Below are 19,748 nucleotides of genomic sequence, written 5' to 3'. Positions count from 1 at the left end.
AATAAAGTTTATAATTATACTGAAAAACATTATATTTGCCGACTATAATTTTTAATGTTGTAAATTACTGAAAATGCAAGGAAAAGGACTTATTACAGTTGTTGCGATTGTTCTAGGGCTTATTTGTCTTAACGAAATGCTCCCTACTTTTTATGCGAGCAAGGTAGAGAAAGAAGCTAGAGCTATAGCAGGAGACAATCAGGTAAAGTATCAAAAAGAGATAGATCGTCTGTCTAAAGATACGCTTAATTTAGGGTTTACTAAGCTTTACTACACGGCTGCTAAAGAGCGTGAAATGAAGTTAGGTCTAGACTTAAAAGGTGGTATCAATGTGCTTTTAGAGATTAACCAAAGAGATTTGGTGATGGATTTAACTAACTATTCATCTAACCCAATACTCATAGAAGCACTAGATAAAACAGATGTAGCTCAGAGAAATTCTACTAAATCTTATATAGAGGACTTCTTTGTTCAGTTTGATAATGTAAACAAGAGCAAAGCAGCAAACTTAAAGTTAGCGAGTCCAGAAATATTTGGAACTCAAAAATTAAGTGGCGAAATCAAATTTAATACAACTGATGACGAGGTTAAGTCTATCATTAGAAAGAAAATAGATGCTGCGGTAGGTTCTGCTTACGAAGTTATTAGAACTCGTATAGACAAAATGGGGGTTACTCAGCCTAATGTTCAGAGAGTACCTGGTACAGGTAGAATATTGGTTGAGATGCCAGGTATTAAAGATATTGATAGAGTAAAGAAAATGCTTCAGACTTCTGCTAAGCTTCAGTTTTGGGAAGTTCAGCAAGTGCCAGAAGTTGCTCCTTACTTTGAACAACTTTCAAAATTAGTGTTGGCTAAAGGAGATTCTATGGGAGTTGCTAAAACAACTAATTTCCCAGCGTTGCTCAATCTAAATACGCTTAGAAGTAATGGAGTTGGTAACATTAAGTTAAGCGACACAGCTACTGTTAACAAAATTCTTAATAGTTCAGTAGCTTTAAACGCTAGACCAGGTAATATTAAATACACTAAGTTTCTGTGGGCTTATAAGCCAGAATCTACAGATCCTGACCACTTGGTATTGTATGCTATTCGTTCTAATATTTCAGGTAAAGCTCCAGTAGATGGTGCGGTAGATAAGGCAAATATCAGCTACGACCAAATAGGTAGAGTAGTGGTAGATATGCAGATGGATAGTGAGGGTACTAAAGACTGGAAGATTCTAACTGAAAAAAATGTAGGTAAACCAGTAGCGGTTACTTTAGATGATAAGGTATATACAGCTCCTAATGTTGTAAATGCGATACCTAACGGGCGTACACAAATTTCGGGTAACTTTACTCAAGACGAAGCTCAAGATTTAGTAAATGTTTTAAATACAGGTAAGTTGCCTGCAAGCGCTAAAATTGTACAGGCAGATGTTGTAGGGCCATCTTTAGGTCAAGCTTCTATTGACGCTGGTATGTGGTCATTTATTATTGCATTTGTTTTCATTGTAGTTTATATTATATTTTACTATGGAGGAGCAGGTGTTTTTGCGGTAATTGCTATGATTATCAATTTGTTCTATATCTTCGGTATTATGGATTCTATGGACGCTACGCTTACTTTACCAGGTATTGCTGGTATTGTTTTAACGATGGCGATGGCAGTGGATACCAATGTAATCATCTATGAAAGAACTAAAGAAGAGCTTTTTGCAGGTAAAAACATCAGAGAGGCTTACCATGATGGTTTCAAACATGCACTTTCTGCTATTGTAGATGGGCATTTAACTACATTGCTTACAGCGGTGGTGCTTTACATCTTTGGTACAGGCCCTATCCAAGGTTTTGCAGTTACGCTGATTATAGGTCTTATTATGACTTTCTTTACATCTGTATTACTTTCTAGAGTAATGATATTTAGTAGGCTTAATAAAGGTAAAGGGCTTTCTGTATGGACTCCTGCTACTAAAAATATATTCAGAAATGTATGGGTGGCTTTTATAGAGAAGAGAAAGTTTGCTTATATTATCTCGGGTATTCTTACTGTAATATGTTTAGCTTCTATAGTGGTAAACGGCTTTAAGCTAGGTGTAGATTTTGAAGGAGGAAGAAACTATGTAGTTAAATTTGATAAAACGGTAGATGCTGCACAAGCGGAAGCTAGTCTATCACAATTATTTCAAACTAAGGATGGAAAGAATAATTCAGTAGATGTAAAAACATTTGGTACTTCTAACCAGTTAAAAATCACAACTGACTATAAGATTGATGATGAATCATTAGCGGCAGACCAAGAGATTGAGGCTAAATTGTTTGAAGGATTGAAGTCTAATTATCCAACTGGTTATACGCTAGATAAATTTAAGAGTGCTGAAGGGGATAATTTAGGTATAGTTTCATCTACTAAAGTAGGACCATCTGTAGCAGATGATATCAAGATAGGTGGTACTTTTGCAGTACTAGCCTCTTTATTAGGAATATTTATTTATATCTTATTCCGTTTCAGAAGATGGCAGTTCTCTTTAGGTGCTGTGTTGGCATTGTTCCATGATGCTATTATTATTTTAGGAGCTTATTCTTTATTCTATAAAGTTTCTCCTTTCAACATGGAAATTAATCAGGACTTTATCGCAGCGATACTTACGGTGCTAGGATATTCTATCAATGATACTGTAATTGTATTTGACCGTATTCGTGAATATCTAAGAGAGAGAAAATCTACTACTTTGGCAGGGCTGTTCAATGATTCTATCAGCAGTACTTTGGGTAGAACAATCAATACCTCACTTACTGTACTAATGGTGATTTTAGCTATATTTATATTTGGTGGAGATAGTTTGAGAGGATTTATGTTTGCATTGTTGCTAGGTATAGGTTTTGGTACTTATTCATCTATATTTATAGCATCGGGTATTGCGTATGATTTCTTAAAAGGCAAAAAACAGGAAGATATCAAAATTTAATTGATATAAATTATTCATAATAAAAAGAAGCTATCTCAACTTGAGGTAGCTTCTTTTGTAATGTATTGTTTAAGTGTTGATTACTGGAATAGTTGTTTTTTAAGCCGTATTTCTGTATCTTTGCTTGGATAGGAAAATTTTGCAGAATAAATGGCTTTAACGACGGAAAATATACTACTTATTGGCTCTATACTACTTTTCATAAGTATCATTGTTGGAAAAACATCATATAGATTTGGAGTGCCCACATTGTTATTATTTTTGGCTATAGGAATGCTGGCAGGGTCTGATGGTTTTGGAGGAATTCATTTTGATAATTCTAAAACGGCTCAATTTATAGGGATAGTTTCTCTTAATTTTATATTATTTTCGGGAGGTTTAGACACTAATTGGAAATCTATAAAACCTGTCATAAAAGAGGGTTTAGTGTTATCTACGGTAGGGGTTTTACTTACAGCATTATGTTTGGGTCTATTCGTATGGTATGTTACAGATTTTACCATCTATGAGAGTATGCTTTTAGGGTCGATAGTGTCTTCCACAGATGCGGCTGCGGTATTTTCTATTCTTAGGTCAAAGAATTTAGCATTAAGAACTAATCTTAGACCAACTCTAGAGCTAGAAAGTGGGAGTAATGACCCGATGGCGTATGTACTCACAATAGCTTTCTTAACCTTAGTTATCAATCAAGACCAAAGTATAACTTCTATTATACCGTTGTTTTTTAGACAAATGATAATAGGTGGTATTGCGGGGATTTTGTTTGGGAAATTAAGTAAGTTTATTATAAATAATATTAAACTAGGTTTTGAGGGACTTTATCCAGTTTTAGTAATAGCCATTATGTTTATTGTATTCTCTGCAACAGATGCAATAGATGGTAATGGGTTTTTGGCTATTTATATATGTGCGGTGTATTTAGGTAATCAAGATATTATCCACAAGAATACCATTCTAGGAATGTATGACGGTTTGGCTTGGCTTATGCAAATTGTTCTGTTCCTTACTTTGGGGCTTTTGGTTTATCCAACTCAAATAGTTCCTTACATAGGTATAGGCTTAGTAATATCATTGTTTTTAATATTAGTAGCTCGTCCAGCAAGTGTGCTTATTAGTCTTGCCTTTTTCAAAATGAAAATGAGAAGAAGACTTTATATATCATGGGTAGGGCTTAGAGGTGCAGTACCTATCGTATTTGCAACTTACCCTTTATTAGCAGGGATAGATAAAGCTCACATTATATTTAATATTGTATTCTTTATATCAGTTACTTCTGTTCTTATTCAAGGGACTACACTTTCCATTTTTGCTAAATGGCTTAATGTTGCACTACCAGAGGAAGAAAAGAAAAATATAGTGGAAGAAGACGAAAGCGAGATGGCAAACATCCCTAAATCTCTTTTGCAAGAATATAATATAGAGGCAGATTATTATGCTAAAGAAAAACGAATAGTAGATTTACATTTTCCTAAGTCAGCGTTTATAGTGATGATAAAGAGGGAAGGGAAGTATCTTCGTCCAGGAGGTTCTACTGCTATAAAAGAAAATGATACTCTTATTGTTTTAGCAAATAAGAATAGTGATTTAGAAGAAGTAAAACAATGTTTGCGTAACCCAATAAATACAGGATAGCATATGAAAAAACGAATTATTGTATTGGTAGATTTTTCCGAATATTCTGAAAACCTATTGAAATATGCCAGTGATTGGGGGAGCAAGGTTGATGCAGAGCTGGTGTTAGTTCATCAGAACAATGTTTTAGTACCATCATTGGCAGATATACAGGATAGGAATAAAATTATTAGGAATTCCAATTCGGAAACCTTTGATAAACTTAGAGATTTTGCCAAACCTATTATATCATCTACTTTAGAGGTTTCTTATTTAGCTTCGGAGTTAGATTTGCAAGAAATATTAGAAAAGTTACTTACTGAGCCATATCATAATATGATTCTTTTAGGGACAAAAAATGCAGGTATTTTAAAGAAAATATTTTTAGGAAGTAAAGCAGTACATATAATTGATAAAATTAAAAATAGTGCTGTTGTGCTTCCAGGGGAAATTGATTCATTCTCCGTAAATAAAATATTTGTAGCAGTAAAGCAGAAGTATCCGCTGAATATTCTAGAACTGAACCATTTTTTTAAGTTTATAAATGAAAAAGAAACAGAAATTGTTTTTTTCTATATAGCGAAGCCAGAAGAAAATGTGGAAGAGCACAAAAGAAATTTGGAGAAATTAGTAGAACTTTACGCTGATAATTACCAAGTAGACTATGCTATATATGAGTCTAATGTTCCCTCTGAAGGAATAAAGAAAGTCATCAATAATAATGAAACAGAAATTCTTGTATTACAGAAAGGGAATAGATTTGTAACAGATCATATATTTAGAAAGTTTTTAGTTAACGAGTTGGTATATGTAGGTGACATTCCACTGGTAGTATTGCCTTAGAATAGAGTAATCATAGTATGAAAATAGCGTTTTTAGGACCACAGGCTTCTTTCACTCAGTTAGCTGCCTCTCAGGTTTTTTTGAATGGGGAATTATTGCCTCAAACCAGTATATTAGACTGTTTTATAGCTTTAGACGAGGGTAAAGTAGATAAAATTGTAGTTCCTTTAGAAAATTCCATAGAGGGTACCGTTTCAGTAACCCTGGATTATTTATACGATTTTAAAGATATTGCTATCAATACGGAAGTAGTGATGCCTATTTCTCATCATTTAATGGTACACTCTAATAATACTTCGGTAGAGAATATTATTTCTCACCCACAGGCATTAGCCCAAACTTTTCATTTTAGAAGAAATCAATTCAAAGAAGTTTTGACCACAGATTATACTTCTACAGCAGCGGCGGCAAAACTAGTTTCAGAAAACCCAGATGAACCTTGGGCAGCTATTGCTAATACTTATGCAGCAAAACTTTATAACCTTAAAATTTTACACTCTAACATACAGGATTTTGAACAAAACCACACTCGTTTTGTGGTGGTTTCAAAGAAAGGAGGAAATAAGTTAGAGCTACCATATCAGTCTTTAGCTCAAAAATCCAGTTTATTGGTTACTTTACCAACAGACTATGCTGGAGGGTTGCATCAGATTTTATCGGTATTTGCGTGGCGTAAGATGAATTTATCTAAAATAGAAAGCCGCACTCTAAAAACAGGACTTGGTAATTATTTCTTCTTTATCAATGTTGTAGGAGATTGGGGAAATATCCTTTATCAAAATGCATTGGAAGAACTAGAGTCTATAGGAGTTAAAGTTAAGTTTCTAGGAGATTATAACGAGTATCTTTTAGACGGATAGAAAGAAAACTTTATTATGAAAACAAAAAAGCGGTTTGATTTTTTATCAGGCCGCTTTTAAAATTTATTTAAAAATCTATATTAAAGGGTTCTTCCTCTGTACTACTAATACCTAGTGCTTCGTAGATATATTTAAAGGTAGAAAGTAAAACTGGTTTCCCTCCAATAATACATACATTATGTTCAAAGTGTGCTGAAGGAAGGTTGTCTTTAGTAGTTACCGTCCAACCATCGCTATGGAAAACTACTTCGTGAGTTCCCATGTTAATCATGGGTTCTATAGCTAGAGCAATACCGTCTTTTAATACCTTTCCACTTCCTTTTCTGCCGTAGTTAGGTACTTGTGGGTCTTCGTGCATTTTTCTGCCCAAACCATGCCCTACAAGCTCTCTCACCACACCATAACCATGAGCTTCGCAATGGCTTTGTATAGCGTGAGAAATATCGCCAACGCGTTTTCCTCTTACGCATTGTTCTATCCCTTTGTATAAAGATTCTTTGGTTACTTTTAATAATTTTTTTGTTTCTGGAGCTACTTCTCCTACTTCAAAAGAGTAAGCGTGGTCGCCGTAAAATCCATTCATATAGACGCCACAATCTACAGAAAGTATATCGCCCTCTTTAAGAGGAGTATCATTAGGAATACCGTGTACCACCTCTGAATTCGGTGAAATACAAAGGTTTTTAGGGAAACCATACATTCCTAGGAAAGCAGGTTCGCCGCCGTGGTCTTTTATGTATTCCGCTGCTAGAGTATCCAAATGATTGGTGGTAACACCTGGTTTTATTTCCTTTGCCAACATACCCAAAGTTTTGGAAACCAATTGGGCACTCTCCTTCATCAATCTTAGCTCCTCAATCGTCTTAAGTTGTATCATAAAATGATTATTTTTTATGAACTTTTTACCAAAAAAGCCCTTTTTTCTTTTCTTTTTTTAGTTTAGAATATGCCAAAACTTCTTTTCCTTCTACTCTAAATTCTATTTTATCTTTAATGATATTATAAACTTCGCCCCAACCTGGGAAACCACCAAGGTTTCTATCATCAATAAATAAATCTGCATCAAGTTTTCTACTTTGTGTCGCACTATCAAAAACTTCTCCTTCAAAACTTGAGTTGATAGCATAAAATTCTAGTCCATGTTTTCTGCAGAATTCTACGGCTTCGTCTAGAGCTTTTCCGCTACGGTAAGTCCATAGTATTAGTCTATAGCCTTCCATTTGGAGTTTTTTTAAGGTTTCAAATGCAAAAACTTTAGGCTTACCTATTCCTGGGTAGGCGTCTTCTACAATAGTGCCATCAAAATCTATGGCTAATTTTTTATTGTTAAGCATATACTTAGATATTAAAATCTTAATAAGCCACAAATATAGTTATAAATGTAGATTGTTTCAAACATTATCTCTTATATTAAAAGAGTAGTAAGTTTTGTTTTTTTCTTGATTAAATAAAAAATTTTGATGTTTCTATTTGGAAATAAGATAGTAATATAATAAAACTAGGCTCTTGTCGTTTTACCAAAATCTAATCAATCGTTTAACTTTTGGCAAGCCTTTTGATTAGAGTGTTATTGTAAAAACAAATTTTATAAAATTAAAAATTGAAATTATGAAAAAATTATTTTTAGGATTAGCGGTAGTAGCTGGTTCATTTGCATTCGGACAACAATTTGGAGCAAAAGCAGGTTTAAATGTGTCTTCTATTTCTAAGGGAGGCTATGATGACACTAAGGCTAAAGTAGGTTACTATGCGGGGGTATTTCTAAACGCTCCTGTATCGGAGAGTTTTAGTATTCAGCCTGAGGTACTTTATAACAATTTAGGTTCTAAAACTACTATGAATGAAGGGATATTAGGTAAATCAGAAACAAAATTAAATTTAGATTATATCTCGGTTCCTGTGATGTTCCAGTATAAAGCAACTCCTGAGTTTTATTTGGAGGCTGGACCAGAGTTTAGCTTTTTAGTGGGAGCAAATGCTAAGACTTCTTATGAGACTCCTCTTGGTTCAGGGCAACTTCCTAAAGAACTTAATAAGGATAACTTTAATAGCTTCAACTTTGGTATGGGGTTAGGTCTAGGGTTTAATATTACGCCAAACATAGGTGTTAATGCTAGATATGTAGCTGGTTTTACAGATATTTCTAAAAATGGAGAAACTTCTGCAGCAGATAATGCAACTAACAAAAACAACACTTTCCAAGTAGGTTTAGGAGTTAAATTCTAAGAAATATTTTAGCAAAAGGAAAGCTGAGAGGGAAACTTTTCAGCTTTTTTATTTATATTGATATGAAAGAAAAAACACTTATAAATAGTTATAAGTGTTTTATTTTTTTAACCTAAAATGGTAACACCATTTTCTAACATTTCGTAGATGGCATCTCTTCCGTTTTCAGGTTTTACATTTACAGCACGAGTACCATTAAAGTGTAAACAGGTTAAGAATCCTTCTTTAACAGCATCTAAACAAGTATATTTAACGCAATAATCTAGTGCTAAGCCAACAATTTCTACTAATTGTATATCGTTTTCTTTAAGATAGTCAGCTAACCCCGTTTTCATAAAATGATTATTGTCCTGAAAAGCACTATAACTATCTATTTCAGGGTTTTTACCTTTTTTTACAATGTAATCTACTTTACTAATATCTAGGTCTTTATGGAATTCTGCACCAAAAGAATTTTCTACACAATGATCTGGCCACATAAATTGTGGAACGCCGTTCAGTGATATAGTTTCACCTACTTTTTTATCATTATTAGATGCAAATGATTTGTGATTTGCAGGGTGCCAATCTTGTGTGAAAATTATTTTATCATATTGGTTTTCCTCAATTAAAAGGTTGATGTAAGGGATAATTTCATTAGCGTTAGGTACAGCCAAAGCTCCTCCTTCACAGAAATCATTTTGAACATCTACCACGATAAGTGCTTTTTTCATATTTTAAATCTTTTATAATTTCATCTCAAAACAAATTTTTCGCCAAATTAAAATTACTGACAAATAGACATATTTTACAAGATTTTACACTAATATTGTGGACAACTTATTTTTCCGTACTTTTGTTGTGTTAAAAATAACAAATTTATGAAGCCTAGTTTAGCAAAGGGAACAAGAGATTTTTCGGCATTAGAAGTTTATCGTAGAAGATATATCATTAGTGTTTTACAAAAGAATTTTGAGCTGTTTGGGTTTTCTCCATTAGAGACACCTAGTTTTGAAAATTTATCAACTCTTACAGGGAAATATGGGGAGGAAGGAGATAGGCTTATTTTTAAAATTTTGAATTCTGGAGATTATTTGAGTAAGATATCAGAACAAGATTTAATAGAAAAAGACCATAAAAAACTCACGCCTAAAGTATCCGATAAGGCACTGAGGTACGACCTTACCGTTCCATTTGCGAGGTTTGTGGCTATGAATCACGGTCAGCTTGTCTTTCCGTATAAGCGATACCAAATTCAACCTGTATGGCGTGCAGATAGACCACAGAAAGGTCGTTTTAGAGAATTTTATCAATGCGATGCCGATGTGGTAGGTAGCGAAAGTCTTTGGCAAGAAGTAGAATTGGTTCAGCTTTATTTAAAGTCTTTTGCAGAGCTTAATTTAGATGTTAAAATCCATATCAATAATAGGAAAATACTTTCAGGATTAGCTACTTATGCAGGGATAGCAGAACAACTGGTAGATTTTACTGTGGCTTTGGACAAGTTAGATAAAATCGGTAAAGAAGGCGTTATTGAGGAACTTAAAAGTAAAAATATACCTAGTGAAGCGATAGAAAAATTGGAGTTTCTATTCCACCCACTGGAAGATAATTTAGAATATCTATCGGCACTTAAAGAGCGTTTTTCTGATATAGAAATAGGGTTGAAAGGTGTTGAGGAAGTGGAGTTTGTGATTAAACAATGTCTTGCTTTGGGTGTTTCTCCAGAGGTGCTTCAATTTGATATTACTTTAGCGAGAGGGTTAGATTATTATACAGGTGCTATCTTTGAAGTTAAGTCTAATGAGGTACAGTTAGGCTCCATTGGTGGCGGTGGTAGATATGACAATCTAACAGAAGTTTTTGGTGTTAAAAATATTCCTGGGATAGGGATTTCTTTTGGTTTAGATAGAATTTACCTTGTTATGGAGGAATTAAATCGCTTCCCACAAGAGGTGTCTCAAAATGTGCAGTATCTTTTTGCTAATTATGGCGAGCAGGAGGCTTTTTATGCTATGGATATTATACAGCAATTAAGAACTAAAGGTGTTTCTGCGGAGCTTTATCCAGAAGCTGCTAAGTTGAAAAAACAATTCACTTATGCGGAGAAAAAAGGGATTCCATATATTGTATTTGTGGGGGAAGAAGAAATTAAAAATAAGCAAGTTTCTATTAAAAATTTAGAGACAGGAGAGCAAAACTCGCTAACTTTAGAGGATTTTTTTAACCAAAATTTATGATAAAATTATACCATAATAACAGATGTTCTAAGTCAAGAGGGGCTTTAGAACTGCTAAACTCTACTAATGAAAATGTAGAGGTTTTTGACCTCCTCAAAGATTCTTTGACTAAGGAACATTTAGAAGAAATACTTTCATTTTTAGAAATGAAGCCATCTGAACTTATCCGAAAGAAAGACACATTCTTTAAAGAAAACTATGGAGATAAAAGCTATATAGAGGAAGAATACTTAGAAATAATGCTGAATAATCCTCGTCTGATAGAACGCCCAATAGTGGTTAAAGGCAAAAAAGCCATTATAGGTAGACCAACAGAACTCATCACTGATTTTTTGAAAAAATAAATAATTGAGGTTATCTATAAAAAAGATAACCTCAATTTGTTTTTAGAGTTTTTTAGGCTTCCATTCGTTGAAGAATGCCTTCACTTTATCTAGGCTGTAGCCTTTGTTCTCTTCTAATACGGCACTGTCTTGTATATGGATTACTTTGCCTGTTTGGTCTAAAACAATAAATACAGGATAACCATATTTCTCACCAGGGTTGCCATATTTTTCAAATAGAGCTTTGTTCTCGTTTTCTTTTGAATAATTCAAATGATAGTAGAGGTAATTTTGGTCTATAATTTCTTTTATTTCAGGTGTTTTGTTGATGTAATCATTAAATCTAAGACACCAAATGCACCAGTTGCCACCTGCCTGTAGAATGATGTTTTTATTCTCTTTTTGAGCTTGGGAAATTAAGGCTGCAATCTTCTCTTCAGCGTTATCTTCTGGGTGATAAGGTTTTTCTAGCTTATCCTTTTCTTGCTCGGCTAGTTGTTGTTTAATTTCTGTACTATCATTGGTATTGCTAGCTGGGTTCTCTGCATTTTTGTTGCAAGATAAAATAGCGAGTGTAGCACTCATCAATCCTATTGTTAAATAGCGGTATTTCATAATTTTTTGATTTTAAGTTTAAATCCCAAAAATAAAGAATAATTCTGACATCTCATCTGTTTTGTAATTTGTAAATTTGCAGTCGTTAAGAAAAATCAATGCTAAATAATATCCTTTTTAGAACCGTTTATATCATCTCTAAACTTCCTTTAAGGGTGCTTTATATTTTCTCTGACCTTATTTTTGTACTAAGCTACTATGTAGTAGGTTACCGAAAAAAAGTAGTCTTGGAGAATTTAAGAAAATCTTTCCCTGAGAAGTCCGAAACGGAAATCAATGCAATTTGTAAAAAGTTTTATCAAAACTTTGCAGACTATATTGTAGAAACACTAAAAACCTTTACTGTATCTAATAATGAATTAAGAGTAAGGGTTCAGCATATCAATCAACATTTGTTTTCGGAGGCGTTAGAAGAGCAGAAAAATATCATAATGCTTTCTGGACACATCTTTAATTGGGAATGGTTTAATGCCCTTGCAGAGGTAGTTCCACAAAAATATTGCTTTCCTGTATATAGAAAAATGCAGAGTGCTTTTTGGGAAGAAAAAGTTAAACTCATTAGAGGTCGTTTTGGTAATACAGCACTAGAAGCTAAGCAAGTGGTAAGGCATATATTGAAGCAGCCTAACGATGGTAATTCGGTGTATATGTTTGTAGCAGACCAGTCGCCTTATGTGTTAGATGTAGATTATGGTTTAGAATTTTTAAATCAAAAAACACCTGCCTTTATTGGGTATGATAAACTTTCTACCAAAATGGATTTAATCTTTATTTATTGCGAAATGAAAAAGGTTAAACGAGGGTTTTATCAAGTTAATTATTACAGAATTTACCCTGATGGAGAACGATTTCAGCCGTACGAAGTGGTTAATAAATTTCATAAAATGCTAGAAACCACTATTAAAAAACGACCTGACAATTGGCTTTGGAGTCATAGGCGATGGAAGTATCAAGACGCCATTAAAACTTTTGCTAAACAATAAAATTATGAAATTAGCAATAGCAATACTTAATTGGAACGGAAAGCATTGGCTTAAAAGATTTTTGCCTAATGTAATTAAGCATTCTCAAGGAGCAGATATTTGGGTGATAGATAATGCTTCCACAGATGATTCTGTCGTTTTTTTAGAGCAAAACTTTCCAGAGGTTAAAGTGGTGAAAAACTTAAAAAATAACGGCTTTGCAGGTGGATATAACGAAGGTTTAAAGGCTATAAAGGCAGATATTTTTTGTCTTTTAAACTCTGATGTAGAGGTGAGTTCTGGTTGGTTAGAGCCTGTTTTAGCACTATTCAAATCAGATGAGAATATCGTTGCGGTACAGCCTAAAATATTAGACTTTAATAATGAAAAGTATTTTGAATTTGCAGGTGCTGGTGGCGGAATGATAGACAACCTAGGTTATCCTTACTGTAGAGGTCGGGTTTTTGATACGCTGGAGAAAGATGAGGGGCAATATGATGATGTATGTGAGATACATTGGGCTTCGGGGTGCTGTTTGTTTATTAGAAGTGAAAGTTTTTTTGGTATAGGTGGTTTTGACGAGCGTTTTTTTGCCCATCAGGAAGAGATAGACCTTTGTTGGCGATTGAGAAATTTAGGAAAGAAAATCTACTATACAGGGCTTTCTAGAGTGTATCATGTGGGAGGTGGTACTCTTAATAAACAAAGTCCTTATAAGACTTATCTTAATATAAGGAATAATCTTTCTATGCTGCTTAAAAATCTACCTGTCTATCTGTTGTGGATTATTTTCGTTCGGTTGTGTTTAGATGGTGTGGCAGGGCTTTATTTTGGGGTTAAAAACGGTTTTCCTCATCTTTGGGCAGTGGTAAGGGCTCATTTTGGTTTCTATGCTCAAGCGTACAGAACTTGGCGTAGGAGAGATAAAAATCAACTTAGTAAATATTATCAGTCCAAGTGGCTAATATTCAAATATTTTTTGTTCAACCAGACTAAGGTTTAGAGATTATTTGTATTTTTGCTTTAACCCACTGTAATTGTGGTTCTAATTTGGTATAAACATGAAACTTAATCTTCCAGAAAAACTATATTATTCCATAGGTGAAGTTGCCAAAGCGTTTGATGTAAATACATCACTCATAAGGTATTGGGAAAAAGAATTTCCTGTAATAAAGCCTAAAAAAAATAAAAAAGGTAACCGATATTTCACGCCAAAGGATATTGATAACCTAAAGATGATTTATCACTTAGTAAAGGAAAAAGGCTACACCTTAGATGGTGCAAGAGTGGCATTGGCTACCAATGAAAAAGTAAGCGAAACGGTAGAAATAATAGACCGCCTAGAGTTTATAAAATCAGAACTTACCAAACTTAAAGATGCTTTGGTGGACAAGGAGTAGAGTGTATTTTATTGATAAATTTTTAGTGGCTTAAAGGTATATGGAAATAGCATATAAAAGTGATATAATACCAAATGTAGAGCAAATTATTGAAGTTTATAACAGCTCAGGTATTAATCGACCAACAGTAGATAAAGAGAGAATAGAGAAAATGTACTCTAATTCAAATCTTATTTTGACTGCTTGGGAAGGAGATGAGCTTGTTGGTGTTTCTCGTTCTTTAACTGATTTTTCCTATTGTTGTTATTTGTCTGATCTTGCTGTTAAAAAAGAATATCAGTCTAGGGGAATAGGGAAAAAGTTGATTGAACTAACAAAAAGTAAAATTGGGAAGCAGGTAGCTCTAATTCTACTTTCTGCTCCTTCTGCGATGGATTATTATCCAAGAATTGGAATGAAAAAGATTGATAATGGATTTATTATAAAACGAGAAGAGTGAGGCTATAAAGTGCTTTGCTGTATAAATTAAAATACTATAATTTGCTATGAAAAAGCCATTCTCTAGACTAGAGTTCAGTATGATAAAAAAGCAAGTGTTAGGGTGGTCTGTTATAGCAGTGTTGCTTTTAGGGATTCAGATATTTTTTTACTTTTATAAAAAACAAAAAGAAGAACAGCCATTACCTGAACTAACTTTTACCACCTCGGTAGAACACGAACATCAGGATAGAGAAAAATTAAATCTTACTCCATTTAATCCTAATCAACTAAGTTTGCAAGATTGGCAAAATTTAGGGTTTTCTGAACGGCAGTCCGAAACAATCCTAAAGTATAAAGATTTGTTGGGAGGTTCTTTTTCGTCTAAAGAAGAACTATCTAAATGTTATGTAATCTCGGCAGAGAAATTTAGCGAATTGTCAGAATTTATAATGCTTCCTGATAAAATAGCTAAATCTCATGAAAATTCATCTCATCAGTCGTTTTATAAGTCTAAAATTAATGTAAATAAGCCTTTTAATCCAGATTTATACTCCGTTTCGGATTGGGTGAAACTCGGCTTTTCAGAAAAGCAGGCTCAATCTTTTATCAAGTATAAAAATTATTTGGGTGGAAGTTTCATTAGTAAAGAAAAATTAAGAGATTGTTATACCTTAAGTCCTGAAAATTATGCCATTATAGCGCCGTATGTTCTTTTGCCAAATAAAGTAAATCCTAGTACGACCAACGAAATTAGAGAGAAAAAAGAAAGTGTTGTATATCAACCTTTTGATCCTAACGACTTGGATTTAGAAGGTTGGCAAAAATTAGGTTTCTCGGAAAAACAAGCTGCTGTTATTGTAAACTATAAGCAGAAAATACTCAAAGGAAGATTTAAAACATTAGACGAGGTTAAGAAATGTTTTGTGATTTCTGATGAAAAATTCCAAGCATTAAGTCCTTATATTAGAATTAAAAATGAGGAACCTTCGGTAGTAGAAACTACAAAACCTCAGATAAAGACTAATTTTGCTTCGGTGGACCTTAACGAGATTTCTTATGAGCAATTAGTTGAGTTTGGTTTTACACCTAAGGCAGCTAAAAGTTATATTTCGTTTAGAGGGCTACTCGGTGGGTTTGCTAACAAAAAACAAATTCTAGAAGCCTACTATATAGACCCTGATTTAACTCAAAAGTTGATAGAAACGGCATATTTAGATGCTTCTAAAGTAAAGAAATATAGTTTATCTAACGCTCCCGAAGAGTGGCTTAAGAAACATCCTTATTTTAAATATCACGCAGATAAAATTATTTTTTACAGACTTACCACACCCAATGATAAAAAAATCATAAAATTTATCAAACCTAAACCAGAGTATTTAGAAAAAATGACTTGGTATATGGAGGAATAAGGGCTTTAATTGTTTTTTTTGATAAAAATTCGTACTTTTACCCTCATTATTTTACCTAATGAAAATGGAAAAATCACTTCATATTTCATTTGAAGTCTTTGAAAGTATAGAGTCTTTAAATGATACAGAAAAAAAACTATACGAAGCAGCGAAGGCAGTTAGAGAAAAGGCTTATGCTCCTTATTCTAATTTTTTGGTGGGCTGTGCTATCCTTTTAGAAAATGGGGAAATTGTAACGGGAAGTAACCAAGAAAATGCGGCTTATCCATCAGGGTTGTGTGCGGAGAGAACCACCATTTATTGGGCGTCTGCCAATTATCCTGGTGTTAAAATGAAGAAGTTATTTGTAATAGGAGCACCTAAAGATAGTTTTTCATCGGTAGCAATTCCTCCGTGTGGGGCTTGCAGACAGAGTATTTTAGAGTATGAGGCTCTCCAAGAAGAACCGATAGAAATTTATTTTGCTTCTGTTTCTGGCGAAATTTATAAAACAAAGTGCATAAGAGATTTATTGCCGTTTTCTTTTGATAAATCATTTTTATAGTCAAAAGGAAATAATAGAATTATAAGATAATTAAATATGGAAAAAATAGATAGCCTTAATCAAGTAGCAGAATTTCATAGAACTTTTAATGCTCCTATATTAGACCAACCTCAAATTCCGTCTAAGGAAAGGTGTGAGTTAAGAGTGAGCCTTTTACAGGAAGAATTAAATGAACTAAAACAAGCGATAGAAGACCAAAATATAGTAGAAATAGCAGATGCCTTATGCGATTTGCAGTATGTGCTAAGTGGAGCTGTTTTAGAGTTTGGATTAGGCGAAAAGTTTGTAGAGTTATTTAACGAAGTACAAAGGTCTAACATGTCTAAAGCTTGTGAAAACGAACAACAAGCAGAGGAAACTGTAGCTTTCTATAAGGAAACAAAAGGCGAGGAGGCTTATTACGAAAAATCAGGAGAAAAATACAATGTACACAGAGTTTCTGATGATAAAGTATTGAAAAACAAGTATTACTCTCCAGCAGATTTAAAATCAATAATAGAAAAATAAAAAATAATATCATGATAAAAAAAATTGCTCTAAGTACCGTATTTTTACTGGGGATAGCTTCTTGTGGAGTAGTTGAGAAAACAGTTGTTAATCGTCAAGTAGAGTCAGAACAGTATGGGAAAGTTTTACTAGGGAAGCAAACATTGAGTCAATTTCAACAAGAGCCGTTTAAAACATGGTATGATGAGGAGTATGCTAACTACGAAACAGACAAAAATACTATAGCACTACTTAAAAAAAGCAAAGAACTTAATAAATACGGTCTTACCGTTTTTGTAGGCACTTGGTGTGAAGATAGCCATAGAGAGTTTCCTAGGCTAGTTAAAATATTAAAAGAGGTAGGTTATCCGTTGTCTAAAATGAAAATAATAGCTCTTTCTAGACGTATGGAATCACCAGAAAGTGAAGAGTTAGATTATCATGTGAAAAAAGTACCAACTATTGTTGTAGAACGCTACGGAAGAGAGGTTGGGCGTATTGTAGAAACACCATCTACGGGCTTTTTGGAACAAGATTTGTATAATTTGGTAAAGAAAAAGTAACCTAAATTGAAAAATATTAAAGTTATTATAGGATTTGTAGGGGGCGTTTTAGTAATGCTCCTTATTTTCTTTGCATGGAAGGGATTTACAACCAAAAAAGGAGATGAAATCGTAAGTGATTATTACCTTATTAACAACCAAATTTCTAAAATGAATAAAATGGTGGTTATGGAGCAAAACTTTTCTAGTATGCAGAAAACTACTATTAAATCTGAGCTTTTAGGAAGTAGTCTCTTGCCATCTACGGAGAAGAAAATCATCACTTTTACCAAGACTATGGCACAGGTGTCCTATGATTTAACCAAAATGAAGATAGAGGTAGATAGCACTGATAAGAAATTAATTATAAAAGAGTTACCACAGCCACAAGTTAGGATTATACCAAGTGTAGAAATACAATCTCTAGATGACTCTTTCTTTGACCGTTTTGATGAGAAGGACATCAAAAAAATAACTCAAAATGCTAAAGACGAAGCATATAAAAGGGTTAATCAAGAAGATTTAAAGAAACAAGGCGAAAAGCAACTTATGACTAACCTTAACGAAATATTTGTTCTTGCTAAAGCCTTAAAATACGAGATTGTAGATGAAACCAAAATGATTCCTCTCGGGAGATATTAAAATGATTTATATTTAATTGATCTTCAGTGTATTTATTAGGTATTGGCTATTTGGCATACTTTATTAAAATTGAAAATACTTGGAATGAGTGAATTGTGGATTTCATAATAAAATCAGGGACTTTTAGTTGTAATTAGATTTTTTCTGTTAGAAGTTATTTTATGAAAAGACTTATTAGTGTTTTTTTATGGTCAGTTCTATTTATTTCTTGTGTATCAACTCCTATAATTGAGAGTGGAAGTTATACTGAAAAGATAGATGGACTAAACATCAACTTTGTAGTTAAAGGAAAAGGTCCAATAATGATAGTAGGGCATCCTAGCTCGGGAAAAATTGGATATGAACTAACCTTAAAACCTTTAGAAGATAAATTTACGATGGTTTATTACAATTCTAGAGGAACAGGTGGTTCTGACACTCCAGCAAGTTTAAAGGAATACAGCCCTTCTTATTCTGTGAGGGAAATAGAATTGTTAAGGCAGAAAATTGGAGTTAATAAAATTTGGCTATTTGGTCATTCTGATCAAAGTGGTATAGCATTACAATATGCTGTTGAGTATCCTAAAAATGTTTCGGGAATGATTTTATCGGGAACTAGCTATGTGGGTACACAGGACGAGTCCATAGAAAGAAGGAAGCAGTCTGAAAATAAGCGAATAGCCGAATCTCAATGGTTTGCGAAGGTAGTTAAAGATTGGGATTATATGATATTGCACAAAACCAACCAAGATGATAAAGGAAATGATATTTCTAATGCTCCACTAAAATGGTGGACTTATAATGAAGATAGTTCACAAAAGGTGATACCAATTGTTAAAGAAATATCAAAAGCAGGAAGAAGATTGCCTATCAATAATGAATTTTATCAAGAAAGTGTAGAAGAACGTTCAAAATATTTGGAATTTCAAAGCAAGTTTAAAGGTATCAATACAAAAATATTGATTATCAATGGTAAATACGATACCAATAATCCTCCTAAATATGCAAAAGAATTACATACCAACTTGCCAAAATCAACATTAGTAATAATTGATAAAGCAGGTCATTTTCCTTGGATTGAACAAAGAGAAGTAACTTTTGAAGAGATAGATAAATGGTTGAGTAAAGAGTAAAATGTAATTACATTTCGTAGCTCTCAAACTTTCCATTATCAAAAAATAAAACCACTCTTTTAACTTTTGGAGTGCTAGGTTCTTTTTCAATGTTAATAATCTTTTCGGAGTCTGAATTTTCTAATGGCTGAGATTCTCGTATAAGTTCAGCTTCTGTGTCTAATTCCGTTTTATGATATTCTCGTGGATTAGGGAAAACTTGTTTTTTTTCCTCACTGATAAAATTATCCTCAAAACTAAATAAATCGGGGAGGGGAGAAGCGGGCTGCTCTTTATTATCACTTTCGGAGGGATTACCGCTTTTTAGCATTTCGCCTTCTCCATTGATGAGCCAATCCCATTCAATTTCTGGAAATCGGTCTTTTATTTTTATAATAAAGTCAAGAGAGGGTTTGTTTCTCCCTGAAGTGATATGAGAAATACTAGAACGCTGTACTTCTATTTCGTCAGCAAAATCAGAGGCGGTAAGTTCCGAATAAGCTATAACTTTGGATATTCTTTCATTTAAACTCATAAAATAGAGATTACAATTGTTAATCATTGAATTTTACAAAAGTAAAATAAATAAATGAGTTAACAATAAA

The 19,748-nt window shown here is 33.4% G+C and carries 22 protein-coding genes; 17 read left to right on the top strand and 5 right to left on the bottom strand.

The annotated features are described in order from the left end of the window. Positions 1-73: 73 nt before the first annotated feature. The 4 genes from secD to pheA all read left to right on the top strand — a co-directional run bounded on the left by secD (position 74) and on the right by pheA (position 6,264). On the top strand, positions 74-2,950 hold the full coding sequence (secD, locus tag RA0C_RS02720; protein WP_004918774.1) for a protein translocase subunit SecD: 2,877 nt from the start codon (positions 74-76) through the stop codon (positions 2,948-2,950). A gap of 150 nt (positions 2,951-3,100) precedes the next feature. Then, positions 3,101-4,582, top strand: coding sequence for a potassium/proton antiporter (locus RA0C_RS02715; RefSeq protein WP_004918776.1), 1,482 nt, complete (start codon positions 3,101-3,103; stop codon positions 4,580-4,582). Positions 4,583-4,585: 3 nt separating this feature from the next. Continuing rightward, on the top strand, positions 4,586-5,404 hold the full coding sequence (locus tag RA0C_RS02710) for a universal stress protein (RefSeq protein ID WP_004918778.1): 819 nt from the start codon (positions 4,586-4,588) through the stop codon (positions 5,402-5,404). A 17-nt stretch (positions 5,405-5,421) separates the two neighbouring features. Continuing rightward, entirely contained in the window at positions 5,422-6,264 is an 843-nt protein-coding gene (gene pheA, locus RA0C_RS02705; protein WP_004918780.1) for a prephenate dehydratase, read from the top strand. A 67-nt stretch (positions 6,265-6,331) separates the two neighbouring features. On the opposite strand, the gene map is transcribed toward pheA, so the two are convergent. Continuing rightward, positions 6,332-7,141, bottom strand: a complete 810-nt coding sequence (map, locus tag RA0C_RS02700) for a type I methionyl aminopeptidase (protein WP_004918781.1) — start codon at positions 7,139-7,141, stop codon at positions 6,332-6,334. A gap of 25 nt (positions 7,142-7,166) precedes the next feature. After that, complete coding sequence (locus RA0C_RS02695; protein WP_004918783.1) at positions 7,167-7,598, bottom strand: BT0820 family HAD-type phosphatase; 432 nt, start codon at positions 7,596-7,598, stop codon at positions 7,167-7,169. Positions 7,599-7,872: 274 nt separating this feature from the next. Between RA0C_RS02695 and RA0C_RS02690 the strand changes: the two genes are divergently transcribed. Further along, positions 7,873-8,490, top strand: a complete 618-nt coding sequence (locus RA0C_RS02690) for a porin family protein (protein ID WP_004918785.1) — start codon at positions 7,873-7,875, stop codon at positions 8,488-8,490. Between the two features lie 107 nt (positions 8,491-8,597). Here the strand turns inward: RA0C_RS02690 and pncA are convergent, their stop codons facing one another. Then, complete coding sequence (gene pncA, locus RA0C_RS02685) at positions 8,598-9,203, bottom strand: bifunctional nicotinamidase/pyrazinamidase (RefSeq protein WP_004918787.1); 606 nt, start codon at positions 9,201-9,203, stop codon at positions 8,598-8,600. Between the two features lie 147 nt (positions 9,204-9,350). Here pncA and hisS point away from each other — a divergent pair, with 147 nt between their 5' ends. Then, entirely contained in the window at positions 9,351-10,709 is a 1,359-nt protein-coding gene (gene hisS / locus RA0C_RS02680) for a histidine--tRNA ligase (RefSeq protein ID WP_004918789.1), read from the top strand. Further along, complete coding sequence (locus tag RA0C_RS02675; RefSeq protein WP_004918791.1) at positions 10,706-11,053, top strand: ArsC/Spx/MgsR family protein; 348 nt, start codon at positions 10,706-10,708, stop codon at positions 11,051-11,053. The genes hisS and RA0C_RS02675 overlap by 4 nt, the downstream gene beginning before the upstream one ends. A 42-nt stretch (positions 11,054-11,095) precedes the next feature. Here the strand turns inward: RA0C_RS02675 and RA0C_RS02670 are convergent, their stop codons facing one another. Next, the gene (locus tag RA0C_RS02670; RefSeq protein ID WP_013446777.1) at positions 11,096-11,647 is read right to left on the bottom strand and encodes a thioredoxin family protein; all 552 of its coding nucleotides are present in this window, start codon (positions 11,645-11,647) and stop codon (positions 11,096-11,098) included. 98 nt (positions 11,648-11,745) lie between these two features. Here RA0C_RS02670 and RA0C_RS02665 point away from each other — a divergent pair, with 98 nt between their 5' ends. The 10 genes from RA0C_RS02665 (at position 11,746) to RA0C_RS02620 (ending at position 19,164) form a co-directional block, all read left to right on the top strand. Further along, on the top strand, positions 11,746-12,630 hold the full coding sequence (locus tag RA0C_RS02665) for a lysophospholipid acyltransferase family protein (RefSeq protein ID WP_013446776.1): 885 nt from the start codon (positions 11,746-11,748) through the stop codon (positions 12,628-12,630). Between the two features lie 4 nt (positions 12,631-12,634). Beyond that, positions 12,635-13,612, top strand: a complete 978-nt coding sequence (locus RA0C_RS02660) for a glycosyltransferase family 2 protein (protein WP_013446775.1) — start codon at positions 12,635-12,637, stop codon at positions 13,610-13,612. Between the two features lie 58 nt (positions 13,613-13,670). Further along, on the top strand, positions 13,671-14,009 hold the full coding sequence (locus tag RA0C_RS02655; protein WP_004918800.1) for a MerR family transcriptional regulator: 339 nt from the start codon (positions 13,671-13,673) through the stop codon (positions 14,007-14,009). A 40-nt stretch (positions 14,010-14,049) separates the two neighbouring features. Next, on the top strand, positions 14,050-14,448 hold the full coding sequence (locus RA0C_RS02650) for a GNAT family N-acetyltransferase (protein WP_004918802.1): 399 nt from the start codon (positions 14,050-14,052) through the stop codon (positions 14,446-14,448). Between the two features lie 46 nt (positions 14,449-14,494). Then, on the top strand, positions 14,495-15,838 hold the full coding sequence (locus tag RA0C_RS02645; protein ID WP_004918804.1) for a helix-hairpin-helix domain-containing protein: 1,344 nt from the start codon (positions 14,495-14,497) through the stop codon (positions 15,836-15,838). Positions 15,839-15,896: 58 nt separating this feature from the next. Further along, positions 15,897-16,382, top strand: a complete 486-nt coding sequence (cdd, locus tag RA0C_RS02640) for a cytidine deaminase (RefSeq protein ID WP_013446774.1) — start codon at positions 15,897-15,899, stop codon at positions 16,380-16,382. Positions 16,383-16,418: 36 nt separating this feature from the next. After that, entirely contained in the window at positions 16,419-16,889 is a 471-nt protein-coding gene (locus RA0C_RS02635) for a pyrophosphohydrolase domain-containing protein (protein ID WP_004918808.1), read from the top strand. A gap of 11 nt (positions 16,890-16,900) precedes the next feature. Continuing rightward, entirely contained in the window at positions 16,901-17,431 is a 531-nt protein-coding gene (locus RA0C_RS02630; protein ID WP_004918810.1) for a thioredoxin domain-containing protein, read from the top strand. A gap of 6 nt (positions 17,432-17,437) precedes the next feature. Continuing rightward, positions 17,438-18,052, top strand: a complete 615-nt coding sequence (locus RA0C_RS02625; protein ID WP_004918812.1) for a DUF4230 domain-containing protein — start codon at positions 17,438-17,440, stop codon at positions 18,050-18,052. A gap of 161 nt (positions 18,053-18,213) precedes the next feature. Next, complete coding sequence (locus tag RA0C_RS02620) at positions 18,214-19,164, top strand: alpha/beta fold hydrolase (RefSeq protein WP_004918814.1); 951 nt, start codon at positions 18,214-18,216, stop codon at positions 19,162-19,164. A 7-nt stretch (positions 19,165-19,171) separates the two neighbouring features. On the opposite strand, the gene RA0C_RS02615 is transcribed toward RA0C_RS02620, so the two are convergent. Next, on the bottom strand, positions 19,172-19,705 hold the full coding sequence (locus RA0C_RS02615) for a helix-turn-helix domain-containing protein (RefSeq protein WP_004918816.1): 534 nt from the start codon (positions 19,703-19,705) through the stop codon (positions 19,172-19,174). Between the last annotated feature and the right edge of the window lie 43 nt (positions 19,706-19,748).

The sequence above is a fragment of the Riemerella anatipestifer ATCC 11845 = DSM 15868 genome, assembly GCF_000252855.1.
GTDB lineage: Bacteria > Bacteroidota > Bacteroidia > Flavobacteriales > Weeksellaceae > Riemerella > Riemerella anatipestifera.
This window is presented reverse-complemented; position numbering and strand designations above follow the sequence as displayed.

What these genes read in the sequence shown, in the direction of transcription:
- RA0C_RS02620 (WP_004918814.1), top strand. Translation starts at nt 18,214, where the DNA reads ATGAAAAGACTTATTAGTGTTTTTTTATGGTCAGTTCTATTTATTTCT.
- RA0C_RS02635 (WP_004918808.1), top strand. Translation starts at nt 16,419, where the DNA reads ATGGAAAAAATAGATAGCCTTAATCAAGTAGCAGAATTTCATAGAACT.
- hisS (WP_004918789.1), top strand. Translation starts at nt 9,351, where the DNA reads ATGAAGCCTAGTTTAGCAAAGGGAACAAGAGATTTTTCGGCATTAGAA.
- secD (WP_004918774.1), top strand. Translation starts at nt 74, where the DNA reads ATGCAAGGAAAAGGACTTATTACAGTTGTTGCGATTGTTCTAGGGCTT.
- RA0C_RS02615 (WP_004918816.1), bottom strand. Translation starts at nt 19,705, where the DNA reads ATGATTAACAATTGTAATCTCTATTTTATGAGTTTAAATGAAAGAATA.
- RA0C_RS02645 (WP_004918804.1), top strand. Translation starts at nt 14,495, where the DNA reads ATGAAAAAGCCATTCTCTAGACTAGAGTTCAGTATGATAAAAAAGCAA.
- pncA (WP_004918787.1), bottom strand. Translation starts at nt 9,203, where the DNA reads ATGAAAAAAGCACTTATCGTGGTAGATGTTCAAAATGATTTCTGTGAA.
- RA0C_RS02690 (WP_004918785.1), top strand. Translation starts at nt 7,873, where the DNA reads ATGAAAAAATTATTTTTAGGATTAGCGGTAGTAGCTGGTTCATTTGCA.
- pheA (WP_004918780.1), top strand. Translation starts at nt 5,422, where the DNA reads ATGAAAATAGCGTTTTTAGGACCACAGGCTTCTTTCACTCAGTTAGCT.
- RA0C_RS02695 (WP_004918783.1), bottom strand. Translation starts at nt 7,598, where the DNA reads ATGCTTAACAATAAAAAATTAGCCATAGATTTTGATGGCACTATTGTA.
- RA0C_RS02630 (WP_004918810.1), top strand. Translation starts at nt 16,901, where the DNA reads ATGATAAAAAAAATTGCTCTAAGTACCGTATTTTTACTGGGGATAGCT.
- RA0C_RS02670 (WP_013446777.1), bottom strand. Translation starts at nt 11,647, where the DNA reads ATGAAATACCGCTATTTAACAATAGGATTGATGAGTGCTACACTCGCT.
- RA0C_RS02660 (WP_013446775.1), top strand. Translation starts at nt 12,635, where the DNA reads ATGAAATTAGCAATAGCAATACTTAATTGGAACGGAAAGCATTGGCTT.
- RA0C_RS02655 (WP_004918800.1), top strand. Translation starts at nt 13,671, where the DNA reads ATGAAACTTAATCTTCCAGAAAAACTATATTATTCCATAGGTGAAGTT.
- RA0C_RS02650 (WP_004918802.1), top strand. Translation starts at nt 14,050, where the DNA reads ATGGAAATAGCATATAAAAGTGATATAATACCAAATGTAGAGCAAATT.
- RA0C_RS02715 (WP_004918776.1), top strand. Translation starts at nt 3,101, where the DNA reads ATGGCTTTAACGACGGAAAATATACTACTTATTGGCTCTATACTACTT.
- RA0C_RS02675 (WP_004918791.1), top strand. Translation starts at nt 10,706, where the DNA reads ATGATAAAATTATACCATAATAACAGATGTTCTAAGTCAAGAGGGGCT.
- cdd (WP_013446774.1), top strand. Translation starts at nt 15,897, where the DNA reads ATGAAAATGGAAAAATCACTTCATATTTCATTTGAAGTCTTTGAAAGT.
- RA0C_RS02710 (WP_004918778.1), top strand. Translation starts at nt 4,586, where the DNA reads ATGAAAAAACGAATTATTGTATTGGTAGATTTTTCCGAATATTCTGAA.
- RA0C_RS02665 (WP_013446776.1), top strand. Translation starts at nt 11,746, where the DNA reads ATGCTAAATAATATCCTTTTTAGAACCGTTTATATCATCTCTAAACTT.
- map (WP_004918781.1), bottom strand. Translation starts at nt 7,141, where the DNA reads ATGATACAACTTAAGACGATTGAGGAGCTAAGATTGATGAAGGAGAGT.